The sequence below is a fragment of the Gilvimarinus agarilyticus genome, from assembly GCF_000832015.1.
Classification (GTDB): domain Bacteria; phylum Pseudomonadota; class Gammaproteobacteria; order Pseudomonadales; family Cellvibrionaceae; genus Gilvimarinus; species Gilvimarinus agarilyticus.
Map to the genome: position 1 here is coordinate 258,390 of NZ_JXCJ01000001.1, position 20,731 is coordinate 279,120.

Consider the following 20,731-nt stretch of genomic DNA (forward strand, 5'->3'; position numbering starts at 1 on the left):
TAATGAACCAATAAGTTATGAGCAAAAAGAAACTTAACAAAGGCTCCTCCGGCCAAAACCGTGCCGCCAGCGAGAACTACATAGATAAGTACCGCCAAAAAGAGGGCGTGCAAGAAACCGCCACCGGCCTTCTTTACCGTGAGCTGGAAGCAGGCGACGGCATGACCCCCACCGAAGCCGACACGGTCGAGGTCAACCAGCGCATTCAGTTAGTGGGTGGTAAAATTATTGGCGATACCTATAAAGAAGGAATCCCCGACGAGTTCACCATGAAAGAGGCCATACCCGGTATTCGCGAGGGCCTGCAACTGATGCAAGAGGGCGCCCGCTACGAGTTTGTCGTGCCGCCCGAACTGGCGTGGGGCAAAAAAGGCGTAGGTAATAAAATCGGGCCCAATGCGGTACTGATATTTGATTTGCGGTTATTGAAGGTGGTTTTTTAAGTTGTGACTCAAGAGGGGCGACGACGGCCCATAGAGATACTCACGACTCCCAATAGGGCTTCTCCCCAAACACTCCGGCAAAATAATCGATAAAGGCGCGCACTTTGGGGGCCAGCTGGCGCGAACTGGGGTAGACCGCCCAGAGTGAGGTGTTGGACACCAACGGGTAGTCTTTTAGGATGTGCACCAGCTCGCCGCTGCGCAATTGTTGGTAGGCACTCCAGCTGGAATTGATGGTGATGCCAATGCCCTGTACACAGGCGTCGCGCACGGCTTCGCCGTTGTCGGTGCGCAACTTGCCTTTAATTTTGAGCGCAATTGGCCCCTTTGGCCCGGTAAAACGCCAGGTGTCTAATCCTGCGAGTGTCAGACACTGGTGCTGTGCCAACTCGTGCGGCGTTTGCGGTATGCCAAACTCCTTTAGGTAGGCAGGCGCGGCGCAGAGTATTCGATTATCCGACGCCAGCCTGCGGGCGATAAGGCTGGAGCTTTTCAACTCGGCGTTGCGGATGGCAATATCGAAACCGCCTTCAACCAAATCCACAATCGCGTCGGAGAATCGGCAGTCGATCGTTAGGTTGGGGTAGGCTTGCATAAAACCTTTCATTTGCGGCATTAAGTGCATACGCCCGAATGAGGCCGGCGCGGTGATGCGCAAGGTGCCGCTGGGGTCGTGATTGCCTCGGCCTATGGCGGCCTCGGCGGCATCGACGCTGGCGAGCACATCTTCGGCGTGAGGTAAAAACGCTTCGCCATCTTCGGTGAGTGATACATGCCGGGTGGTGCGGTGCACTAACCGCGTTGCCAAACTCTTCTCTAGTTTGTTGATATAAGCACTGGCCACCGCCGGCGACAGATTTTGCTCTTCGCCAGCCTGACTTATGTTGTGTGTGCTCGCCACGCGAACGAACAGGCGTAAATGCTCAATATTCATAGAATTATCAACAAAATCTAAAAAGTGATTGTATAAAATACGGCATTATCAATAATTACAACAGGAAATATACTGGCCTCCATCGATAAACGCAAAGCTTTGCGAGCCGAAGGAGCCAAGCTGTGAATACGTTCAGCCCCATCGCCAACTCATTTCAGGCGCTAAACGCGGCCTATGCCCGCGTGTTTCGATCCTCGCGTTTAACCTTAGGTTTAGTAGCGCCGTTGGAGCACTACCCGGACAACCCGGTACCGGCGATGCAGGCGCATATCGAGCGTACCCGGCTGGCCGAGCAACTGGGCTTTGCCGCGCTTTGGCTGCGCGATGTGCCCTTTAATGTGCCCTCGTTTGGCGATGCCGGTCAGATCTATGACCCCTTTGTGTACCTGGGTTTTCTCGCCGCACAAACCTCTGACATCGCTTTGGGGGTATCCAGTATTGTACTGCCGCTGCGCCATCCCGCCCATGTGGCAAAAGCGGCGGCCAGTGTGGATCAGTTAAGCGGTGGCCGCCTGCTGTTGGGTGTGGCCTCGGGCGACCGGCCGCAAGAATATCCAGCAATGAATTTACCCTTCGCCGACCGCGGAGCGCGCTTTCGCGATGCTTTGCACTACATACAGAGCGCCTGGCAAAACCCCGCACACGTAAATAACCGCTACGGCCAACTGAGCCCGGAGCTGGAATTACTACCCAAGCCCGCCGCGCACGAGGTGCCATTGCTAATTACCGGCGCCAGCCAGCAGGCGCCCGAATGGATTGCGCAAAACGGCCACGGCTGGATGCTTTATCCGCGCGCCACTGACCAGCAAAAAAACATCATTGACGTGTGGCGGTCACGGGTAGATGCGACCGGCGGACCTGCCAAGCCGGTGATGCAACCGCTGTATATCGACTTGGCTGAAAACCCGGACGCAAAACCTCAGACGATGCACTTGGGCATGCACGTGGGCAGCCACCATTTAGCGGAGCACCTGCATGCACTGCAAGACATCGGTATTAATCATGTCGCGCTTAATCTGCGCTTCAACCGCACCCCTATTGAAGCGACGCTAGAGGTTTTGGCCCGCGATGTATTGCCCGAATTCCCCAGCGTGCCATCGACATAAACGGCGCAAGCCGGCACGCAACCTCTGTACACACCATGTCATTTATTAATCAATTGTAGGAGAGCACCATGCAAGCAATGACCTTAACCCAGTACGGCAGCAGTGAGCATTTTACCTTGAGCGAGATCGCCAAGCCCGACGTTAAGCCCGGCCATGTTTTGGTGAGTATCGCCGCCACCAGTGTTAACCCCGTGGACTACAAAATTCGCACCGCCGGGGACGACTTACCCTTTGCCCCGGCTCTTCCCGCCGTGCTGGGAATGGACTTTGCCGGTACCGTTGAAGCTGTCGGGGAAGGTGTGACCAATTTTGCCGTAGGGGACGAAGTTTACGGCTGCGCCGGTGGTCTGGCGGACTTACCCGGCACTCTGACCGAATACATCGTCGCCGATGCACGCCTGATGGCGCACAAGCCCAAAACTCTAAGCATGACCGAGGCTGCCGCTTTACCCTTGGTGAGCATCACCGCCTTTGAAGGGCTTGCTCGCGCCGGAGTCAGTGCCGGGCAAAAAGTATTGGTACACGGTGGCTCGGGTGGTGTCGGGCACATTGCCACTCAGCTGGCCAAGCAGTTAGGGGCCAAGGTCTACGCTACCGGTGGCGGCGATAAGCAGTTGCAGCTGATTGAATCCTTCGGCGCGATAGGCATTAACTACAAAACCCATACGGTGGATGAGTATGTCGAGCAGCACACCGCAGGAAAAGGCTTTGATGTTATTTACGACACTGTCGGCGATGCCAACCTGCTCAACTCGTTTCAGGCGATTGCGCTCAATGGCCAGATCGCGACCACCTCAACCATGTCGGAAGTCGACCTGACTCTGGCCCATATTAAAGGCGCCAGCATGCACATTGTGTTTATGTTATTGCCGATGCTGCACAACGTCGGGCGCGAGCGCCACGGTGAAATTTTAACGCGGGTAGCGCGCATTGTGGATGCCGGTGAGCTTAAGCCGGTACTAACCGAGCAGCAATTTACCCTGGCCGAAACCGCCGCCGCGCACGATTACGCCGAAAGTGGGCAAGGCATGGGGAAAGTGGTTATTACCATTTCGTAGTGACCCGTACATACGGAGAGCAGCATGAGCAAAGCGATTCTGATAACCGGAGCGACCGACGGCATTGGTTTGTTAACCGCGCAAAAGTTAGCGGCACTTGGTCACTCGCTGCTAATTCACGGGCGCAATGAGGCCAAGTTAAACGCCGCCGCAAACACCTTGCGCGAGTGTGGTGCGGTATCCATTCGCACCTACCGGGCAGACTTTTCCGATCTGGCCGAGGTAGCGGCCATGGCGCAACACATTACAAGCCAGAGCATAGCGCTGGATGTGATTATCAATAACGCCGGCGTTTACAAAATCGCCCAACCGCTTAATGCCAGCGGCCAGGATATTCGCTTTGTGGTAAACACCCTCGCCCCCTACCTATTAACCACCTGCCTGTTGCCACTAATGTCAGCCAACGCTCGGGTCATCAATTTATCATCCGCCGCACAGGCGTCGGTAGATTTACACGCGTTGACAGCCAAGACGGCGTTGAACGACGATTTTGCAGCCTACGCACAAAGCAAGCTGGCGCTCACCATGTGGTCGCGCCAGCTTGGTCTAGAGCTTAAGAACAAGGGGCCGGCGATTATTGCGGTTAACCCAGGCTCTTTTCTCGCCAGCAAAATGGTGAAAGAAGGCTTTGGTGTCGTTGGGAATAATTTAAATATAGGCGCCGATATTTTGCTAAAGGCCACTTTAAGCCCAGACTTTGCGCAGGCGTCCGGGCTTTACTTTGATAACGACACAGGCCGGTTTTCATCGCCTCATGCCGACGCGCTGGACGAGAAAAAGTGCCAAGCACTGATTCGCACAATACAGCAAATGCTTCATTCTTAGCAGGCGCTCGCCTCCCTCTTTTACACACTAAAGCCGTTAACCAACCCTTTATAGTGCACGGGCCTGTGTCCGTGCACTGCATTAGCACCAACACAAACGCCGCAGGCGTAAAGCGACGCTCATTAACTAAAAGCAGATCAATCGCTTAGGCGCATTTATGATTATTGGCACAAGCACTGCATAAACTAAAGCAACTCACTTCCGGGACGACCCGGAGCGGTAGTACCGCTTTTTTGTCTGGACGACCAGACGACATTTTGAATTATTATTCAGGAGGTTGTCGTGGCATCCAGTAACACACCCAGCTCCCATACAGCGTTTACCGAGCTGCCTAAGGTCGATATTAGTGGCTTGCGCTCTAGCGACTTGCAAGATCGCTTAACGGTTGCCGAACAGCTAGGCAAAGCAGCTCGCGAAGTAGGCTTCTTATACATTACCGGTCACGGTATCGATCCCGCCTTAAGCGAAAACCTAAAAGCACGCACACGCGACTTTTTTGCTCAGCCACTAGCGCAGAAAATGCGCTACTACATTGGTCAATCGGTTAATCACAGCGGTTATGTCCCCGAAGGAGAAGAGCAATTTGGCGACGGCAACATCGACCACAAAGAAACCTACGACGTTAATTTTGATTACCTCCCGGAGGCCGGGCGCAGACCCATGCTGGGGCCCACCCAGTGGCCCGATGACGACGCCTTTAAGCGCGATGTAAAAGCCTATTACGACGCGGCCCTTAACGTTAGCCAAAGCTTGTTTCGGGGTTTTGCCCTAGCCCTTGGCCTGCCTGAAGACACACTGACAAAGTTAGTGACAACGCCACCCAGCCAGTTGCGCTTAATCCACTACCCGTTTAACGCCAGCGCACCACAAGATCGGCCCGGCATTGGCGCCCATACCGATTACGAATGCTTTACCATTTTATTGCCCACCGCACCGGGGCTAGAGGTACTTAACGGCGCCGGTGAGTGGATTGACGTACCTCTGGTGGATAATGCCTTTGTCATTAACATTGGCGATATGCTGGAAGTACTCAGCAATGGCGAATTTGTCGCCACCTCACACCGGGTACGCAAAGTACAAGAAGAGCGTTACTCGTTTCCGCTGTTTTGCGCGTGTGATTACGACACCGTTATATCCCCGCTGCTCGCTGCCAAAGAGGCTGACGACCAAAACCGCTATGCCGCTATTAACTGTGGCGAGCACCTTTACGCGCAAACTATTCAAACTTTTCAGTACTTAAAAACCAAACTCGACCAGGGCGAAATACAAATGCCCGAGGGCTCCAAGGGTCTATCCAGTTTTGGCTACCACAGCGAAGCACAAGGATAACCCCATGCACCTACTTGAGCTCATTAAACACCATGCCACACAAGCCCAAAACGGCGTACCCGACTGGATGCTGGGCTACTACAAGCGTAGTGCCATTAGCTTTGCCGATGGCACTACCGATATAGCCACCCACGTGTGCTGGTTGCAAAGCCGCAACTTTACCATCGATTTGCGCCTACCCATTAATAACCAACAGGTTAGCGCCAAACCGCTGGAGCAATACACCGAGAATGAGCTGCGCACACTGGGTAATTATGAAGGCTGGGAGGCGCCCTGCGAATGGGACGGCACCGCCTTAAGCTGGCTTAACGACACCTCACTGCAATACCACAACCGCTGGACCGAACCCGGCATATTACATCGCATTGGCAACTGCATGATCGAGCTGTGCCCCAGCAACGCCTACGTCGAGGATTGGCGTTTACAACCCTCCGGCCCGGGCCCACTGGTTGGTCTTCGCTTAATCGATGACACCTGCCTTGACAGCAACAGCGTACTGCACCGCGGCGGTGGTTTAATTGTCTGTGGCGATTATGCCGCACTGGTACTCGGGCGGCCGGACAGCCAAGCTGACGCCGGCCACAGCGCACAACCGGCCAATCAGTTTCGCGAAGCCTTAGTCGCGGCGCAGGGCAATACCAGCGCCCTCAAACCACTGCTGCAATTTGAAACATCCGTGGCTCACGGTTCGCTGAGTGATGGTTATAAAATACAACTTACCACCTGCCCCCACCGCAACGGCCAATCGTTACTCCCACTCGACGGCTTCGAGTTCGACGAGATCGGGCAACAAGTACTGCACCGATTTACCGACGAGCACGGCCGCGCTCGCCTACGGCGTTTTAGTATCGACACGATCGAAGCCGATTGTCATTACTCGCAAGCAACCCCCACAACGCACGATGCAAAATCTTGGCTCTCGCAGGAAGCGGAAACCCTAACGCGATACACCCAACCGCTGTTCAGTCATTCACTTTAACTTTTTATTGACAGGTAACCGCTTATGACTCAGAAAAAATCATTTATCTACTCGATTATTACCGCCGTGCTACTGGTGTTTAGTGTAGCCACACACGCCGCCGAGAAAAAAACCTCATTTAAAGTCGCCTGGTCTATTTACGCCGGCTGGATGCCCTGGGCCTACGCCAACGACAAAGGCATTGTAAAAAAATGGGCCGACAAATACGGCATCGAGATCGAAGTGGTGCAGATGAACGACTACATCGAATCCATCAACCAGTTCACCGCCGGCGAGTTTGACGCCTGCGCCATGACCAATATGGATGCCCTGACCATTCCCGCCGCTTACGGTGTAGATACCACTGGCCTAATTTTGGGTGATTACTCTAACGGTAACGATGGCCTCGTGATCAAAGAAGGCGACAGTGTCGAAGATATTAAAGGCCACAACGTCAACTTGGTCGAGCTGTCCGTATCGCATTACTTTTTGGCCCGCGCGCTGGATATGCACGGCATGTCTGAGCGAGACGTTACCGTGGTAAACACCTCCGACGCCGACGCGGTTTCTACCTTTATGACAGATGACGTCACCGTAGCCGCCGTGTGGAACCCACAACTGGGTATTATTTTAGATGAAGCGCCTAAAGCCACCGAGGTGTTTACCTCCAAAGAGATCCCCGGTGAAATCATCGACATGATGGCTGCCAATACCGAGGTTCTGGAAGCCAACCCCGAATTAGGTAAAGCGCTGGTAGGCGCTTGGTTTGAAACCCTGGCCCTCATGCAGGGTGACAGCGCCGAGGCCATAGCCGCCCGCACTTACATGGCCGAGCAAGCCGGCACCGACTTAGCAGGCTACGAGGCACAGCTCGACGACACCATGCTGTTCTACACGCCGGAATCCGCTTACGAATTTGCCAGCAATAAAGACCTGATCGGCTTTATGGATAAAGTCCGCCAGTTCTCATTCGATAAAGGCCTACTGGGCGAAGGCAGCCCTAGCCCCGATGTCATCGGCATGCAATTCGGTGACGACTCCGTACTCGGCGACAAAAGCAATATCAAGCTCCGCTTTGATACCACTTACGTCAAAATGGCCGCCGACGGCGAGCTGTAAGCCCTTAAGCCGCCGGGTTCATCGGCGGCTTAGCTTCTAGCGAACTTTCCAGCTTTAACCCTAACCGAGAGAGTGTGACTTATAGTCCGTAGACTTATTGTCTACACACAAAGATGATCTGATCATAAGGAGAGACCTATGTCAGATCATCTACTCGCTGCCATTGGCGGCAAAATAAAAGAAAAGCGCCTGAATAAAAACCTCTCTCAAGAGGCATTAGCATCACGCGCTGAGCTCGATCGCACCTACATTAGCGGTGTTGAGCGCGGCAAACGCAACGTCAGCCTACTGAACCTTTTTAAAATAGCCCAAGCCCTAGAAATACAAGCCACGGAACTGATTGACATTGGTGTAACCAATGATTAATCCAGCCATGTACGCTAGTGACTTTCAGTCATTTCTCCACGAGCCCACTGACTCAATCCTAGGGAAATTAAGCACGGCCCACACTCAAACTCTGCAAAATATCGCCACCCGAGCCTGGGCGGAAGAAATTGAGGTACTGAAAGAAACACTAAAAACCTTAGAGAACAGAGACACTTACATTCTTCTCGAAATGTACATTCCAAGAATAGGCCGACGCGCCGATGTTATTTTAATTGTCAGTGGAGTGATTTTTGTTATTGAGTTTAAGGTAGGTGCCAAGAAATTTCTCCCAGAGGACCTACGGCAATGTCATGGCTATGCTCTCGATTTAAAAAACTTTCATAAGGGCAGCCACGATAAAAAAATTGTCCCGATACTAGTAGCCACACAGGCCAAAGAAAGCGAAATGATTCTTTCGCTGGACTCAGACGGCGTCGCAAGAGTTATCAGTGCACCGCCTTCACAGCTGTTAAAAGCCATTCACAGTGTGACCGAATCCGCCAAAAGCCATGACTTCAACATTCAAGACTGGGAGAGCTCGGGCTATCTTCCTACTCCCACTATTATTGAAGCCGCGCAAGCACTCTACAGCTCGCATAATGTCGCCGATATAACACGAAGCGAAGCCGATAAAACCTGCATTGTTACCACAAGCAATAAAATCAATGACATTATTCAATACAGCAAAGACAACAAGAGGAAATCCATTTGTTTTGTGACAGGCGTCCCGGGTGCCGGAAAAACTCTGGTCGGCCTAAATGTAGCCAGCCAACATTCAAACCCCAATGATTCACTCTACTCCGTATTTCTTAGCGGCAATGGACCCTTGGTATCTGTCCTGCAGGAGGCATTAGCTAGGGATCAGAAAAAGAGGGTACAAATCACCATTAAGGATGCCCGCCGAAAAACTGAACAAATGATTCAGAATATTCATCGATTTCGTGACGCACACCTCGACGGAAGTAGACCTCCAGAGCAGGTGGCGATTTTTGACGAGGCACAACGAGTATGGGACAAAAGACAAACCAGCTCGTTTATGCAGCGCAAGCGTAAAAAACCAAAATTCTCAATGTCAGAGCCGGAACTTTTAATTGAGTTTATGGATCGCCATAGAGAATGGTCAGTTATCGTGGCACTTATTGGCGGCGGACAAGAGATAAACACCGGAGAAATCGGCCTTTCAGGCTGGGTCGAAGCATTGGAAGACAGATTCAAACATTGGGATATTTACTATTCGAGCAAACTGTTCAATGGTAATTACATTACTGACGGCCTTGATAGTTCATCATTCTCTAAATCTCAATCAATTAATGACTTGCACTTGGCGACCTCAATGCGCTCATTTAGAGCCGAGCACTTGTCCAACGCAATACATCACCTTGTCGACGGTAACGCCTCAACTGCCAAGTCGGAGATAGTTCAACTAATAGACCAATACCCTGTTCGCATAACTCGAGACTTTGAGAAAGCCAAGCAATGGGTTAGAGATCAACAAAGGGGCAACGAATCGGCTGGCATGCTAGCATCTTCCGGCGCAACCCGCCTGAAATCAGAAGGCATTTATGTAAAAAATGAAATCGACCCCAGAAACTGGTTTCTAAACCCATTTGAAGATGTGCGATCTTCTAACTTTCTTGAGGACGTAGCTACCGAATTTCAAGTTCAAGGGCTAGAGCTTGACTGGTGTTTAGTCGCATGGGATGCGGACTATCGGTTCGTGAACGGCGCTTTTGAGCATTGGCAGTTCAAGGGCACAAAATGGCAAAAACGCAATAATTCTGACAGCCAACGGTACTTAAAAAATGCCTATAGAGTTCTACTTACAAGAGCGAGGCAAGGTATGGTGATTTACGTTCCCGAGGGCAATGCACAAGATGGGACTCGATGCCCTTCATACTATGACGGTATTTACGATTACCTGTTGTCGTGCGGTATTGAATCATTATGCTTAAAAGCTAACGACAAAAGCTACGAAAAAGAAGTCACTCTTTAATTTTACATTCAAGCCGTTAACTGAGGCTAAGTTACTAGATTAGCCCCTCACTCAGCCGAGGGGGCATGCCCCCCCATAAACGTCGCCCATCTACTCAATATTTTGCACCTGCTCCCGCATTTGCTCGATAAGCACTTTTAACTCTACCGCCGCCTGGGTGGTTTCACTGACGACGGATTTACTGGAGAGGGTGTTGGCCTCTCGGTTGAGCTCTTGCATTAAAAAGTCGAGCCGGCGGCCGAGGGAGTTTTTTTGTTTTAAGGTGCGGCGCACTTCGGTAATGTGCGTATCCAAACGGTCGAGTTCTTCATCGACGTCGGCCTTTTGCGCCATCAGTACGATTTCTTGCTCTAAGCGATCCGGGTCTAACTCTACATCCAATGCGGCGATTTTTGTTTGCAGTTTTTCGCGCTGGGCTTGCAGTATGCCAGGCAATTGTTCACGCACGCTAACCACTTCGGCGGCGATGGCATCCAGTCGCTGGTTAATGTAGACAGCAAGCTCGGCCCCCTCACGTTCGCGATTGTCGATAAGCTGATCGAGAGCCTCTGAGAATAAGGCGAGCGATTGCTGGTGCAGCGCGTCGCGGTCTAGCTCGCGTACGATTTGTACGCCGGGCCAACGCAATACCTCAAGTGGGTTTACTGGCGCGCAGTTATCCATTTGCGCACCGATACGACGACAGGCATCGGCCACTTGCGCCAGGCGATCGGGGTCTAACCCGATGCTGGTATCGCCGCCTTGCTCGGGCTGTAAGTGAATGGTGGCCTCTAATTTACCGCGCTGGAGTTTTTTGCGCACGGTCTCGCGCAGGGCGGTTTCGATTTCACGGAACTCTTCGGGTAGGCGCAGGTGCATTTCAAGGTAGCGGTGGTTAACGCTGCGCACCTCCCACACTAGGGTGTATTCGGGGGATTTAACTTCGGCCCGGGCAAATCCGGTCATACTGCGTGGCATGGATGATCCCTTTCTTGAGTACGACTAATCATGTGCCGCCACCAAACCTTAATAACGCGGGCGGGGCCCTTTGTCCGGCGGCGGTAAAACGTTAACATAAGCGCTGATGTTAACACATGCCATCAGGCAACCGCCTGAGTTTGCTAACCGACAGGACTATTATATGCAGCGCCCTAGTGGACGACTTCCGCACGAATTACGCCCTATCACCATTACCCGCCACTACACTAAGCACGCCGAAGGGTCGGTGCTGGTAGAGTTCGGCGACACCAAGGTGTTGTGCAACGCCAGTGTGGTGCCCGGCGTACCCCCGTTTTTGCGCGGTCAGGGCCAGGGTTGGCTGACGGCCGAGTACGGTATGCTGCCCCGCTCGACCGGCAGCCGCATGGGGCGCGAGGCGGCCCGCGGTAAGCAAGGCGGCCGCACGGTTGAGATTCAGCGCCTGATTGGCCGCTCGCTGCGCGCCGCGGTGGATTTAAACCAGCTGGGTGAAAACACCATTCATATCGATTGCGATGTGATTCAGGCCGACGGCGGCACCCGCACGGCGTCTATCACCGGTGCTTGGGTGGCGTTAGCCGATGCCATTGCCCACCTGGAGGCCAAACAACTGGTTACCGGCAAGCCAATGCTACGGGCCATTGCCTCAGTGTCTGTAGGAATTTATCAGGGCGAGCCGGTGCTGGATTTGGATTACCCAGAGGATTCAAACGCCGATACGGACATGAATGTAGTGATTGCCGATGATGGCGGTATGATCGAGATTCAAGGTACCGCAGAGGCCGAGCCATTCACCGAAGAGCAGTTCGCGGCAATGCTGAAGCTGGCCAAGCAGGGAATTGCGGAGCTGAACCGCTTACAAAAAGCGGCGCTGGAAGGATAGGGCGCTATTGGTACAAAAAGGGGAGGCGTTTATCGCCTCCCCTTTTTTGTCTGCAGTGTTCACCTAACGCGTCTTAACCACCGTTATAGCTCGATATCGTAATCGACAATCACCGGTAGATGGCTAGAGAACTGGCCGTTTTTGTAGATCGCACCATACTCGACCCGCTGCCCCAAATTGTTCGAGGCCACTTGTAGATCAGTACGCCAGCCCGGGCCGGTACCAATGGTACCGCTGGGCCACCAGCTGTACTCATCCGGGTCGCGAATCGCACGACGAAAGGCATCGACGTAGCCAATTTGGTTAAACAGCTGGCTCAACCATTGACGCTCGTGGGGTAAAAAGCCCGACTCGCTTTGCAGTACATCGGAGTCGGTAACATCGCGAGGCGTATGCGCCATCTGCCAGTTACCGCAAAAAATGTACTCGCGGCGCTTGCGGGTGATTTTATCCATGTGTGCCTGTAAGTCGTCAAAGAAGTTTATTTTAACCTCTTGCGACTCGACCTCGGAGCTTGCGCTGGGCGCCAACAACGAGCCGATACTCATGTGCTCGTAATCAACCTGCAGGTAGCGCCCTTCCATATCGACACCCGACGAAAAGCCCAACCCAAAAATCAGTGCTTTGGGTTGTTTACGGGTGTAGATCGCTACACCGTTGTAATGCGGCGTACCGGAATCGAAGAAATAGGCAAAATAGCCCTCGGGATGAAAGATGTCATCATCCAGCTCGTACTCGAGCGCCCGCAGATCCTGCAGGCAGATGACGTCCGCATCCTGATTGTCCAGCCAATCGTATAGGCCGCGCTGCGCCGCTTGAAAAATACCGTCGACGCTCAGACTGATAACTCTCATGTTAGCCCCTTTATTGCGGACTGTGTATGATACCCGAGCTTGGAACGATTGTGTTAGTTGCCGCCCGTGCAACCGCCATTATGCCGGTGTTTTTTAGCAAAACTTATTGTTGTTGGCTAAATTTTCACCAGCGCAGATTGATTCTGCACAACTCGTCCGCTCGTTTATAATAGCTTGTTTTAGCCGCTCCATCATAGGAACCTACCCATATGCACGATTATCAGCGCGAATTCATCCAGCAGGCCATCGACAATCAGGCGCTTCAATTTGGTGAGTTTACGCTCAAGTCGGGCCGGGTGAGTCCCTATTTTTTTAATGCCGGGCGGTTTTTTCAAAGCGGCGGCGGGCTGGCCAAAATGGGGCGCTTTTACGCCCAGGCACTAATCGACAGCGGGGTCGCCTACGATTTAATTTTTGGCCCCGCGTACAAAGGCATTCCACTGGCCAGCGCCACCGCAGTTGCCCTGGCGGAGCATCACGGCCAGGATGTACCTTACTGCTTTAACCGCAAAGAAGCCAAAGACCATGGTGAGGGTGGCTCGCTGGTCGGCGCACCGCTCACCGGGCGCACCGTGATTGTCGATGACGTGATCACCGCCGGCACGGCGATTCGCGAGGTGATGGACATTATCGCCCAATCCGAGGCGACGCCGGCGGCGGTGGTTATCGGGGTCGACCGCCAGGAAAAGGGCCGCTCTGAGCTATCCGCCATTCAGGAGGTCGAGCAAACCTATAACATTCCGGTGGTGAGCATTGTTAATCTGGGTGATATTATCCATTACCTAGAGCAGAAAGGCGGTGAGAATAAGCTAGACGCTATTAAGGCGTATCGCGACCAATACGGCGTTTAACCGCGCCGGGCAGCACCAAGGAGCACACTATGATTGCAACACTCGGCGGCCGAATCAGTACGGCCGTGCTGCTAGCGCTAGCGCTAGCAAGCCCCACGTTAATGGCCGCCGAGGACGACTCGGGCCCGGACAGTGTGCTGTTCCGCTATAAAAATAGTGAGGGCAACCTGGTGGTGCAACAGAGTATTCCTCCCGATGCCGCCGCCCGCGGCTACGAGATTATTACCAGCAACGGGCGCGTGCTTAACACCGTCAAGGCCTCACCTAAAGGCGCCGATGCCGTTAAAGCCGCCGAGCGGATGCGCCGCGAGGCCGAGTTGGCTGAGTGGGATGCGCGGTTAAAGCGCCGCTTTAGCACGGTAAAAGACATCGAGTCGGCCAAGCAGCGCAGCTTAACTGAGCTGCGTGGCAACCTCAGCATTTTGCGCGCAAACCTGAGCGGCGTAACCTTACAATTAGAAGAGCAACAACGACGCGCCGGCATTATGGAACGCAATGGTCAGCCCGTTTCGGAGGCTTTGGAAAACAATATTGCGGCGCTGGAAGCCGAGCTGGTTGAGATCAACAAACAAATTGCTCTGCGCACTGAGGCGCTGGAAGGGGCGTCGGATAAATACGACCGGGATATCGAACGCTTCAAAGAGATTAACTCTTAGCCAGCAGCGCCGCTGCTGGCCCTCGTTTTATCAAACGGGTGGCGTGCTCGCGCGCATTAACCCCCTGGCAATTACCGCCCACTGATCGTCCCAGTACTCGGTGGGCAAGCGGCGAAACTCGCTGCGCACAAATTGCGTAATACGGCCATCGGCCAAACTCATCAGCATATTGGCCGCCGCCGATAACGGCAGGTTAGGCCGCAGCCCCTCGCGCAATTCCGCCTCGCGAATAATCTGTTTTAACTGCGTCTCTACCCGCTCAAATAATTGCGCGATACGGTTGCGCAAGCGCTCCGTCTCGCCGGTTAAGGCATCACCGGTAAGCAAACGGGTAATGCCCGGGTTGCGCTCGGTAAAGGTCAGCAATAAATACAGGATTTTTTCCAGCCGGTGCAGCGCTTGAGGCTCTTCGCTTAAAATCAGCTTAATGCGGCTAAAGATGGTTTCTTCGATAAACTCAATCAGCCCCTCAAACATCTTCGACTTGCTGGGGAAGTGGCGGTACAGCGCCGCCTCGGACACGCCCACCTCGCGCGCCAACGCCGCGGTTGTAATGCGCGCGCCGGGGCTGGCCTCCAGCATAGCCGCTAATGACTCGAGTATCTGCTGACGCCGGGATACCTTTTGACTGTTCTTGGTGCTCATAGCGCGACTGCTCTTGTGGTTTACGCCTGCGTGAGGGCGGCTACAGGTCGGTTTTCGTTGGCCGTGCTTACGGTACTGTAAAAGCTACGGGCACTAGAGTGACTAACCGTAGGTTAGCCCCCAAGCTCTACTGCCCGTGCTGCCTGACTATTCTAGCGGCCCCCGCGGGCCGGTTTCCAGCGTTTTAGGCAGGCATGGTTTTATTGGTAATTAAGGTACCCACACCAATATCGGTAAAGATCTCCAGCAGCACGGCGTGCGAGACGCGGCCATCGACGATGTGAGCGCTGGTGACACCGCATTTAACCGCGTCGAGTGCGCAGGCAATTTTTGGCAGCATGCCGCCGTAAATGGTGCCGTCGGCAATCAGCTCGTCTACCTGAGAGGTCGACAAGCCGGTGAGAATCTCACCTTCTTTGTTCAGCAAACCGGCAACGTTGGTTAACAGCATGAGTTTTTCGGCCTGTAACACCTCGGCAATTTTGCCGGCGACTAAGTCGGCGTTGATATTGTACGAGGCTCCGTCTTTACCCACGCCAATCGGCGCAATCACCGGAATAAAGTCGCTGTTTAACAGCATGTCGATAACGGATTTATTAATCGAGGCCACTTCGCCCACGTGGCCGATATCGATAATCTCAGAGGCGGCCACCTCGGGGCTGGCGGCTTTTACTTCGAGCTTTTTGGCTCGAATCAACTGGCCGTCTTTGCCGGTTACGCCGATAGCCTCACCGCCGTTGCGGTTAATTAAGCTTACAATTTGCTTGTTAACCGTGCCGCCCAACACCATTTCAACCACATCCATGGTTTTACTATCGGTAACGCGCATGCCGTTAACAAATTCGGAATCGATGTTAAGCTTTTTTAGCAGATCGCCAATTTGTGGGCCGCCGCCGTGCACCACAATCGGGTTCATGCCTACCAGCTTCATCATAACGATATCGCGGGCAAAACTATTTTGCAGCTCTTCGTCGACCATGGCGTTGCCGCCAAATTTAACCACAATAGTTTTGCCGGTAAAACGCTGAATATAAGGCAGCGCTTCGGTCAGCACCTGGGCAATATTCATCGCCGCGTCGCGATTCAATGACATAGTTAGAAGTCCAGTTGTAGAGTGTTGTCTATTTTCTTAAGCTCGCGCTTAAACAGTAGCTTAAGTTTTTCCAGTACCGCGTCGGATTCCGCCTCAAAACGCAGGGTAATCTCGGCGCCGGTATTCGAGGCGCGCACCAACCCCCAACCTTTCGAGAAGTCGACCCGCAGGCCATCAATGGTGGTTGCCTTACCGTTTTGAAACTCGCCCTGGGCAATGAGTTTTTCCACCAGCGCAAATTTTTCGGCCTCGGGCACCGCCACCCGAATCTCGGGGGTAGACGGCAAGGTGGGGAAGGCGGCAAACACGTCGTCGATGGATTGATCCCGCAGGGTGATAATCTCTAAAAGGCGCGCGGCAGTATACAGACCATCGTCAAAGCCGTACCAGCGCTCTTTGATAAAGATATGGCCGGAGTACTCGCCCCCCAGCAATGCGCCGGTCTCGGCCATTTTTTGTTTCATGTGCGAGTGACCGGTCTTCCACATGATGGGGCGGCCACCGTAACCCGAGACGATTTGGTTGAGTTGTTTTGAGCATTTCACATCAAACAGGACATCGGCGCCCGGGTTGCGCGACAGAATGTCTTTGGCAAACAACATCAACAAATGATCGGGCCAAATAATTTTACCCGCCGGCGTTACCACCACTAAACGGTCGCCATCACCGTCAAACGCCACCCCGATATCGGCATCCGTCTCGCGCACTTTGGCCAGTAAATCTTGCAGATTGGCCTCGATACTCGGATCCGGGTTGTGATTTGGGAAGCTGCCATCGAGCTCACAGTGCAGCGGAATAACATCGCAACCGAGCTCTTCGAATAATGCCGGGGCCACCACACCGGTAACCGCATTGCCGGCATCAACCACAATGCGGATATCACCGGCGAGCGCCACATCAGAGAAAATCCGGTCGATATAATCGGCCACTATCTCTATATGCTGCTCCTGGCCATCGCCCGTCAGATATTTGCCCGCCGAGATGCGTGAGCGAATGTCTTTAATTGCTCCATCTGACAAGGTTTGGCCATTAATAACCATTTTAAAGCCGTTGTACTGCGCTGCATTATGGCTTGCGGTGACCATCACTCCGCTGCTGGTTTCATCCAGCACAAAGGTTGCAAAATGCATTAGCGGGGTGGGCACCACGCCGATATTAATAACGTTACACCCGCTGGCCAGCAAACCCTCAATTAATTGCTCGCACAACTCAGGGCTATGGCTACGGGCATCGCGGGCGACAATAATGCTGCTCTCGCCCTGCTCTTGCACCTCGGTGCCAAGGGCCATGCCGATATCGCGCGCAAGTGCCGGGGTAATTCCCTCGGGGCCTACTTTGCCGCGAATGTCATAAGCGCGAAACACCTCGTCCGGCACCTCGCGCCCTTCGGGGACGGGCGCCGGCGCCGGCGTGCGCGGAGCACTGTTATCCAGCCCGAGAATGTCTTCGTCTTCTTCAATTACTTCAATATCAAGAATATCCTGACGCAGTGCGCCGCCATCAAAGCTTTCGGGCTCGGTATCCTCTGGCGTTTTAGGCGCGGCCTGAGCATCGACGTACTGCTTGGGCAAGGTAAGTCCTTCACCGGCTGGCGCTTGTTTTGGCCGAACCAGCAAGCGGCTTAACAGCAGCGATGCCACCAGCCCCAAGGTTACCGCCAGGCTCAACACCAGTATCCACATGCCCGGCAACTCTTTGGATTGGCGCACCAGCGCCGCAGATGGGGTGTACTCTACACTTAGATAACTGCTGCCAACCTGGTGCGTGGCAGCCGGTGCCGCCTGGCCGGCGCCATCGATACGCAATGCAAAGGGTTTAGAGCTGGAGAACCGCTGATGCAACACCAGTTTACCGCTGCTGTCTTCGCCCGCATCGATTATGTTATTGATACCATCGCCCGAATAGCTCGCCAGCAATGCTCCCACCGCTTTGCCTTCACCCTCGGCGGGTACTGCACTGGCATATTGCAAATGCCAAACATCGTCGATGGGTGCAGCCTCGGGGAGCACTTCGCGTCGGCGCACCGCGCGCCGAATTAAATCTAACTCGGCGTAGCGCAGTGGCGCTTGATGCTCGGGCTGGATACTCGCCTCACCCGGCCTAAACGCCCGCAGCGCAATTAAATCCACACTGCCTGCGGCCAAACGCGAGGTAATGTTAACCACGGCTTCCGGGTCATCACCTTGCAGTGCGGCGAGTAGCTCGGGGCTTTGCGCCCATTGCTGCACCTCGGCCTTGCGCTCGGCCAAATAGTTCTCGATCGCCGAGGCAGCCTGCCGGGCGCGCTCTTCGGCCGCCTGCTGTACCCGGTCCCGCTCGGTCTGTACTACCATCGACTCGTACAGCACAAAACCCAGCAGTACATTCACGGCAATGGTAACGCCCACTAAAATAAACAGCAGCCGGTGCCGCTTTTTATAAAGCTGTTGCTGCGCCTCTTGAGCCCGCCGCTCAGCGCGAGTCATGCGTGGTTTAGCGGCGCCATCGTCGTGGGATTCGGTGGCGCTGTCAGCATGATCTGAAACCGGCTTTTTACTCATTGGAGGCGTCCTTTAACCTTTTTATTAATCTATGTCGTCGATACACCGAGCTACAAACGCTCGGCCAACCGAGAGATAAGCTCGCGCGCTAACTGCGCTTTACTTTGCTGCTCAAAGCGCGTCTCGCCCCGCCGGTCTATTAGGGTCACGGCATTGTCGTCGCTATTAAAGCCTATACCAGGGGCGCTGATATCGTTGGCAATAATACAATCGACTTTTTTACGCGCCAATTTGGCCCGAGCATAGTCTAAAACCTGCTCGGACTCTGCGGCAAATGCCACGGTAAAAGGAGCCTGCCCCTGTGCCGCCACGGCGGCAATGATGTCGGGGTTTTTCACCAGTTCGAGGGTCATGGTATCGGCATCAGACTTTTTAAGCTTTTGCTCCGCTACGGTAGCCGGACGAAAATCCGCCACCGCCGCCGCACCGATAAAAAGATCGGCTTTTGGGCTGAATTCAAGGCAAGCCTGGAGCATGTCATCGGCCGACACGACATTCACTAGCTCGACCCGCTCGGGCGCTGCCAACTGGCAAGGCCCACTGATAAGTATGGTGCGCGCGCCGGCCTCGGCTGCGGCCGCCGCAAGTGCATAGCCCATTTTGCCCGAGCTATAGTTACTTAAATAGCGCACCGGGTCGATGGCTTCGCGAGTGGGGCCGGCGGTGATCACCACAGTTTTACCGGTCAGCGCTTCGGTGCTAAACAAAAGTTCCAGATGCCCCGCCAGCTCGACAGGCTCAAGCATGCGCCCGGGGCCAAATTCACCGCAGGCCTGTTCACCACTGCCGGGGCCCAGCACGATAAAGTCACGCTGGCGCAGACGAGTCATATTGGCGACCGTGCTCGGTGCGTCCCACATGGCCTGATTCATGGCCGGGGCAATGGCAATAGGTGAACGCGTTGCCAAACATATAGTAGAGAGTAGATCATCGCCCATACCGCCACTCAAGCGCGCTAAGAAATCGGCGCTGGCCGGTGCGATGAGCGTTAAATCCGCCCATCGCGCCAGCTCAATATGCCCCATGGCGGCCTCGGCCTCAGGGTCCAGCAAAGAGGTGTGCACTGGGTTACCCGATAGCGCCTGCAGCGTCAGCGGGGTTATAAACTCGCACGCGGCCATGGTCATTACCACCCGTACACTAGCGCCCGTGCGGCGCAGCTCACGTACTAGCTCGGCGGTTTTATAGGCCGCGATACCGCCGGTCACGCCGAGCAATATACGCTTGTTCTGTAGAGTGGACATCCCAAACTCCATCGACCGGTAGGCTGTAGAAGGTATCAGTTTAGCGGGTCGATGCCGGTAAACTTGACCGCAAACGACAAAGATACCATTCTTGAGGGTAATTTCGTATATCGAGGCGCCAGGAAAGCGCCACCCGGCGCAACGCCGCAGCCAACGACAGGGAGTCAAAACGATGGCAATTCACCAGTGGCCCGAACAGGAACGCCCACGTGAGAAGCTACTGCAACGTGGCCCTGCGAGCCTTTCCGACGCCGAGCTGCTCGCTATTTTTTTACGCACTGGCTGCGCCGGCAAATCAGCGGTCGACCTTGCCCGCGAGTTATTGCAGGAATTTGGCGGCTTGCGACCACTGCTGGAGGCACCCCAAGCGGCTTTTTGCCGTGGCCTTGGGCTGGGCTCCGCCAAATATGCCCAACTGCAGGCCGTACTCGAGATGGCCCGCCGCCACCTCAGCGAAACCCTCACCACCGGCGACGCCCTGACCAGCCCCGAGCTGGTACGACGCTTTTTAGTGTCGCAGCTGCGCCACAGCCAGCGGGAGGTTTTTGCCCTGCTGATGCTCGATAACCAGCACCGGCTTATTCGCTACGAGCCTTTATTTTTTGGCACTCTCGACTCCGCCAGCGTTTACCCCCGCGAGGTAGTTAAGCTGGCGCTGGCCAATAACTGCGCCGCAGTTATATTGGCCCACAACCACCCCTCGGGAGTAGCCGAACCCAGCCAGGCCGACCGGCACATAACCGAGCGCTTAATTAAAGCCCTGGAATTGGTGGGAGTCAGGGTGTTGGATCATATGATCGTCGGCGATGGCGAGGTCAGCTCGTTTGCCGAACTGGGGCTGCTATAACCTAAGTGGCATCGCCCAATTTACGTCAGA

At 54.2% G+C, this 20,731-nt stretch carries 20 protein-coding genes; 13 read left to right on the forward strand and 7 right to left on the reverse strand.

Translation table 11 applies throughout. From position 1 onward, the window contains the following. The first annotated feature begins 17 nt into the window (after window positions 1-17). The gene (locus SD69_RS01130; RefSeq protein WP_041521740.1) at window positions 18-443 is read left to right on the forward strand and encodes an FKBP-type peptidyl-prolyl cis-trans isomerase; all 426 of its coding nucleotides are present in this window, start codon (window positions 18-20) and stop codon (window positions 441-443) included. A 40-nt stretch (window positions 444-483) separates the two neighbouring features. Here SD69_RS01130 and SD69_RS01135 read toward each other — a convergent pair whose 3' ends face one another. Next, window positions 484-1,377 carry a LysR family transcriptional regulator gene (locus tag SD69_RS01135; RefSeq protein ID WP_041521741.1) on the reverse strand — a complete coding sequence of 298 codons (894 nt, stop codon included), beginning with the start codon at window positions 1,375-1,377 and terminating at the stop codon, window positions 484-486. A gap of 122 nt (window positions 1,378-1,499) precedes the next feature. Here SD69_RS01135 and SD69_RS01140 point away from each other — a divergent pair, with 122 nt between their 5' ends. From SD69_RS01140 to SD69_RS01175, 8 genes are all read left to right on the forward strand, one after another. Continuing rightward, complete coding sequence (locus SD69_RS01140; protein WP_041521742.1) at window positions 1,500-2,483, forward strand: LLM class oxidoreductase; 984 nt, start codon at window positions 1,500-1,502, stop codon at window positions 2,481-2,483. Between the two features lie 68 nt (window positions 2,484-2,551). Beyond that, window positions 2,552-3,541, forward strand: a complete 990-nt coding sequence (locus SD69_RS01145) for a zinc-dependent alcohol dehydrogenase family protein (RefSeq protein ID WP_041521743.1) — start codon at window positions 2,552-2,554, stop codon at window positions 3,539-3,541. 24 nt (window positions 3,542-3,565) lie between these two features. Next, the gene (locus tag SD69_RS01150; RefSeq protein ID WP_041521744.1) at window positions 3,566-4,366 is read left to right on the forward strand and encodes an SDR family NAD(P)-dependent oxidoreductase; all 801 of its coding nucleotides are present in this window, start codon (window positions 3,566-3,568) and stop codon (window positions 4,364-4,366) included. A 282-nt stretch (window positions 4,367-4,648) separates the two neighbouring features. Next, complete coding sequence (locus tag SD69_RS01155; RefSeq protein WP_041521745.1) at window positions 4,649-5,695, forward strand: isopenicillin N synthase family dioxygenase; 1,047 nt, start codon at window positions 4,649-4,651, stop codon at window positions 5,693-5,695. 4 nt (window positions 5,696-5,699) lie between these two features. Next, window positions 5,700-6,674: a hypothetical protein gene (locus tag SD69_RS01160; protein WP_041521746.1), complete on the forward strand. Its 975-nt coding sequence runs from the start codon at window positions 5,700-5,702 to the stop codon at window positions 6,672-6,674. Between the two features lie 24 nt (window positions 6,675-6,698). Then, complete coding sequence (locus SD69_RS01165) at window positions 6,699-7,772, forward strand: putative urea ABC transporter substrate-binding protein (RefSeq protein ID WP_041521747.1); 1,074 nt, start codon at window positions 6,699-6,701, stop codon at window positions 7,770-7,772. 138 nt (window positions 7,773-7,910) lie between these two features. Beyond that, a complete protein-coding gene (locus SD69_RS01170) occupies window positions 7,911-8,138 on the forward strand; it encodes a helix-turn-helix domain-containing protein (protein WP_041521748.1) in 228 nt (75 codons plus the stop codon). After that, window positions 8,131-10,131, forward strand: coding sequence for a DUF2075 domain-containing protein (locus tag SD69_RS01175; protein ID WP_052480786.1), 2,001 nt, complete (start codon window positions 8,131-8,133; stop codon window positions 10,129-10,131). Before SD69_RS01170 ends, SD69_RS01175 begins: the two co-directional genes overlap by 8 nt. A 90-nt stretch (window positions 10,132-10,221) precedes the next feature. Here the strand turns inward: SD69_RS01175 and SD69_RS01180 are convergent, their stop codons facing one another. After that, on the reverse strand, window positions 10,222-11,088 hold the full coding sequence (locus SD69_RS01180; RefSeq protein ID WP_041521749.1) for a YicC/YloC family endoribonuclease: 867 nt from the start codon (window positions 11,086-11,088) through the stop codon (window positions 10,222-10,224). 163 nt (window positions 11,089-11,251) lie between these two features. On the opposite strand from SD69_RS01180, the gene rph reads away from it, so the two are divergent. Then, window positions 11,252-11,971: a ribonuclease PH gene (gene rph / locus SD69_RS01185; RefSeq protein WP_041521750.1), complete on the forward strand. Its 720-nt coding sequence runs from the start codon at window positions 11,252-11,254 to the stop codon at window positions 11,969-11,971. Window positions 11,972-12,054: 83 nt separating this feature from the next. Here the strand turns inward: rph and SD69_RS01190 are convergent, their stop codons facing one another. Continuing rightward, window positions 12,055-12,825, reverse strand: a complete 771-nt coding sequence (locus SD69_RS01190; protein ID WP_041521751.1) for an exodeoxyribonuclease III — start codon at window positions 12,823-12,825, stop codon at window positions 12,055-12,057. Between the two features lie 209 nt (window positions 12,826-13,034). Between SD69_RS01190 and pyrE the strand changes: the two genes are divergently transcribed. Together pyrE and SD69_RS01200 are read left to right on the forward strand one after the other, a co-directional pair. Continuing rightward, on the forward strand, window positions 13,035-13,676 hold the full coding sequence (pyrE, locus tag SD69_RS01195; RefSeq protein ID WP_041521752.1) for an orotate phosphoribosyltransferase: 642 nt from the start codon (window positions 13,035-13,037) through the stop codon (window positions 13,674-13,676). Between the two features lie 29 nt (window positions 13,677-13,705). Further along, the gene (locus SD69_RS01200) at window positions 13,706-14,332 is read left to right on the forward strand and encodes a hypothetical protein (RefSeq protein ID WP_041521753.1); all 627 of its coding nucleotides are present in this window, start codon (window positions 13,706-13,708) and stop codon (window positions 14,330-14,332) included. A gap of 30 nt (window positions 14,333-14,362) precedes the next feature. On the opposite strand, the gene slmA is transcribed toward SD69_RS01200, so the two are convergent. The 4 genes from slmA to coaBC all read right to left on the reverse strand — a co-directional run bounded on the left by slmA (window position 14,363) and on the right by coaBC (window position 19,854). Continuing rightward, window positions 14,363-14,977 carry a nucleoid occlusion factor SlmA gene (gene slmA, locus SD69_RS01205; RefSeq protein ID WP_041521754.1) on the reverse strand — a complete coding sequence of 205 codons (615 nt, stop codon included), beginning with the start codon at window positions 14,975-14,977 and terminating at the stop codon, window positions 14,363-14,365. A 184-nt stretch (window positions 14,978-15,161) separates the two neighbouring features. Beyond that, a complete protein-coding gene (argB, locus tag SD69_RS01210; protein WP_041521755.1) occupies window positions 15,162-16,070 on the reverse strand; it encodes an acetylglutamate kinase in 909 nt (302 codons plus the stop codon). 2 nt (window positions 16,071-16,072) lie between these two features. After that, window positions 16,073-18,610 (reverse strand): phosphomannomutase/phosphoglucomutase, encoded by a 2,538-nt coding sequence (locus SD69_RS01215; RefSeq protein ID WP_041521756.1) that lies wholly within the window; start codon window positions 18,608-18,610, stop codon window positions 16,073-16,075. A 50-nt stretch (window positions 18,611-18,660) separates the two neighbouring features. Next, a complete protein-coding gene (coaBC, locus tag SD69_RS01220; RefSeq protein WP_041521757.1) occupies window positions 18,661-19,854 on the reverse strand; it encodes a bifunctional phosphopantothenoylcysteine decarboxylase/phosphopantothenate--cysteine ligase CoaBC in 1,194 nt (397 codons plus the stop codon). 172 nt (window positions 19,855-20,026) lie between these two features. Here coaBC and radC point away from each other — a divergent pair, with 172 nt between their 5' ends. Beyond that, window positions 20,027-20,701, forward strand: coding sequence for a RadC family protein (gene radC / locus SD69_RS01225; protein ID WP_041521758.1), 675 nt, complete (start codon window positions 20,027-20,029; stop codon window positions 20,699-20,701). Window positions 20,702-20,731: the final 30 nt, after the last annotated feature.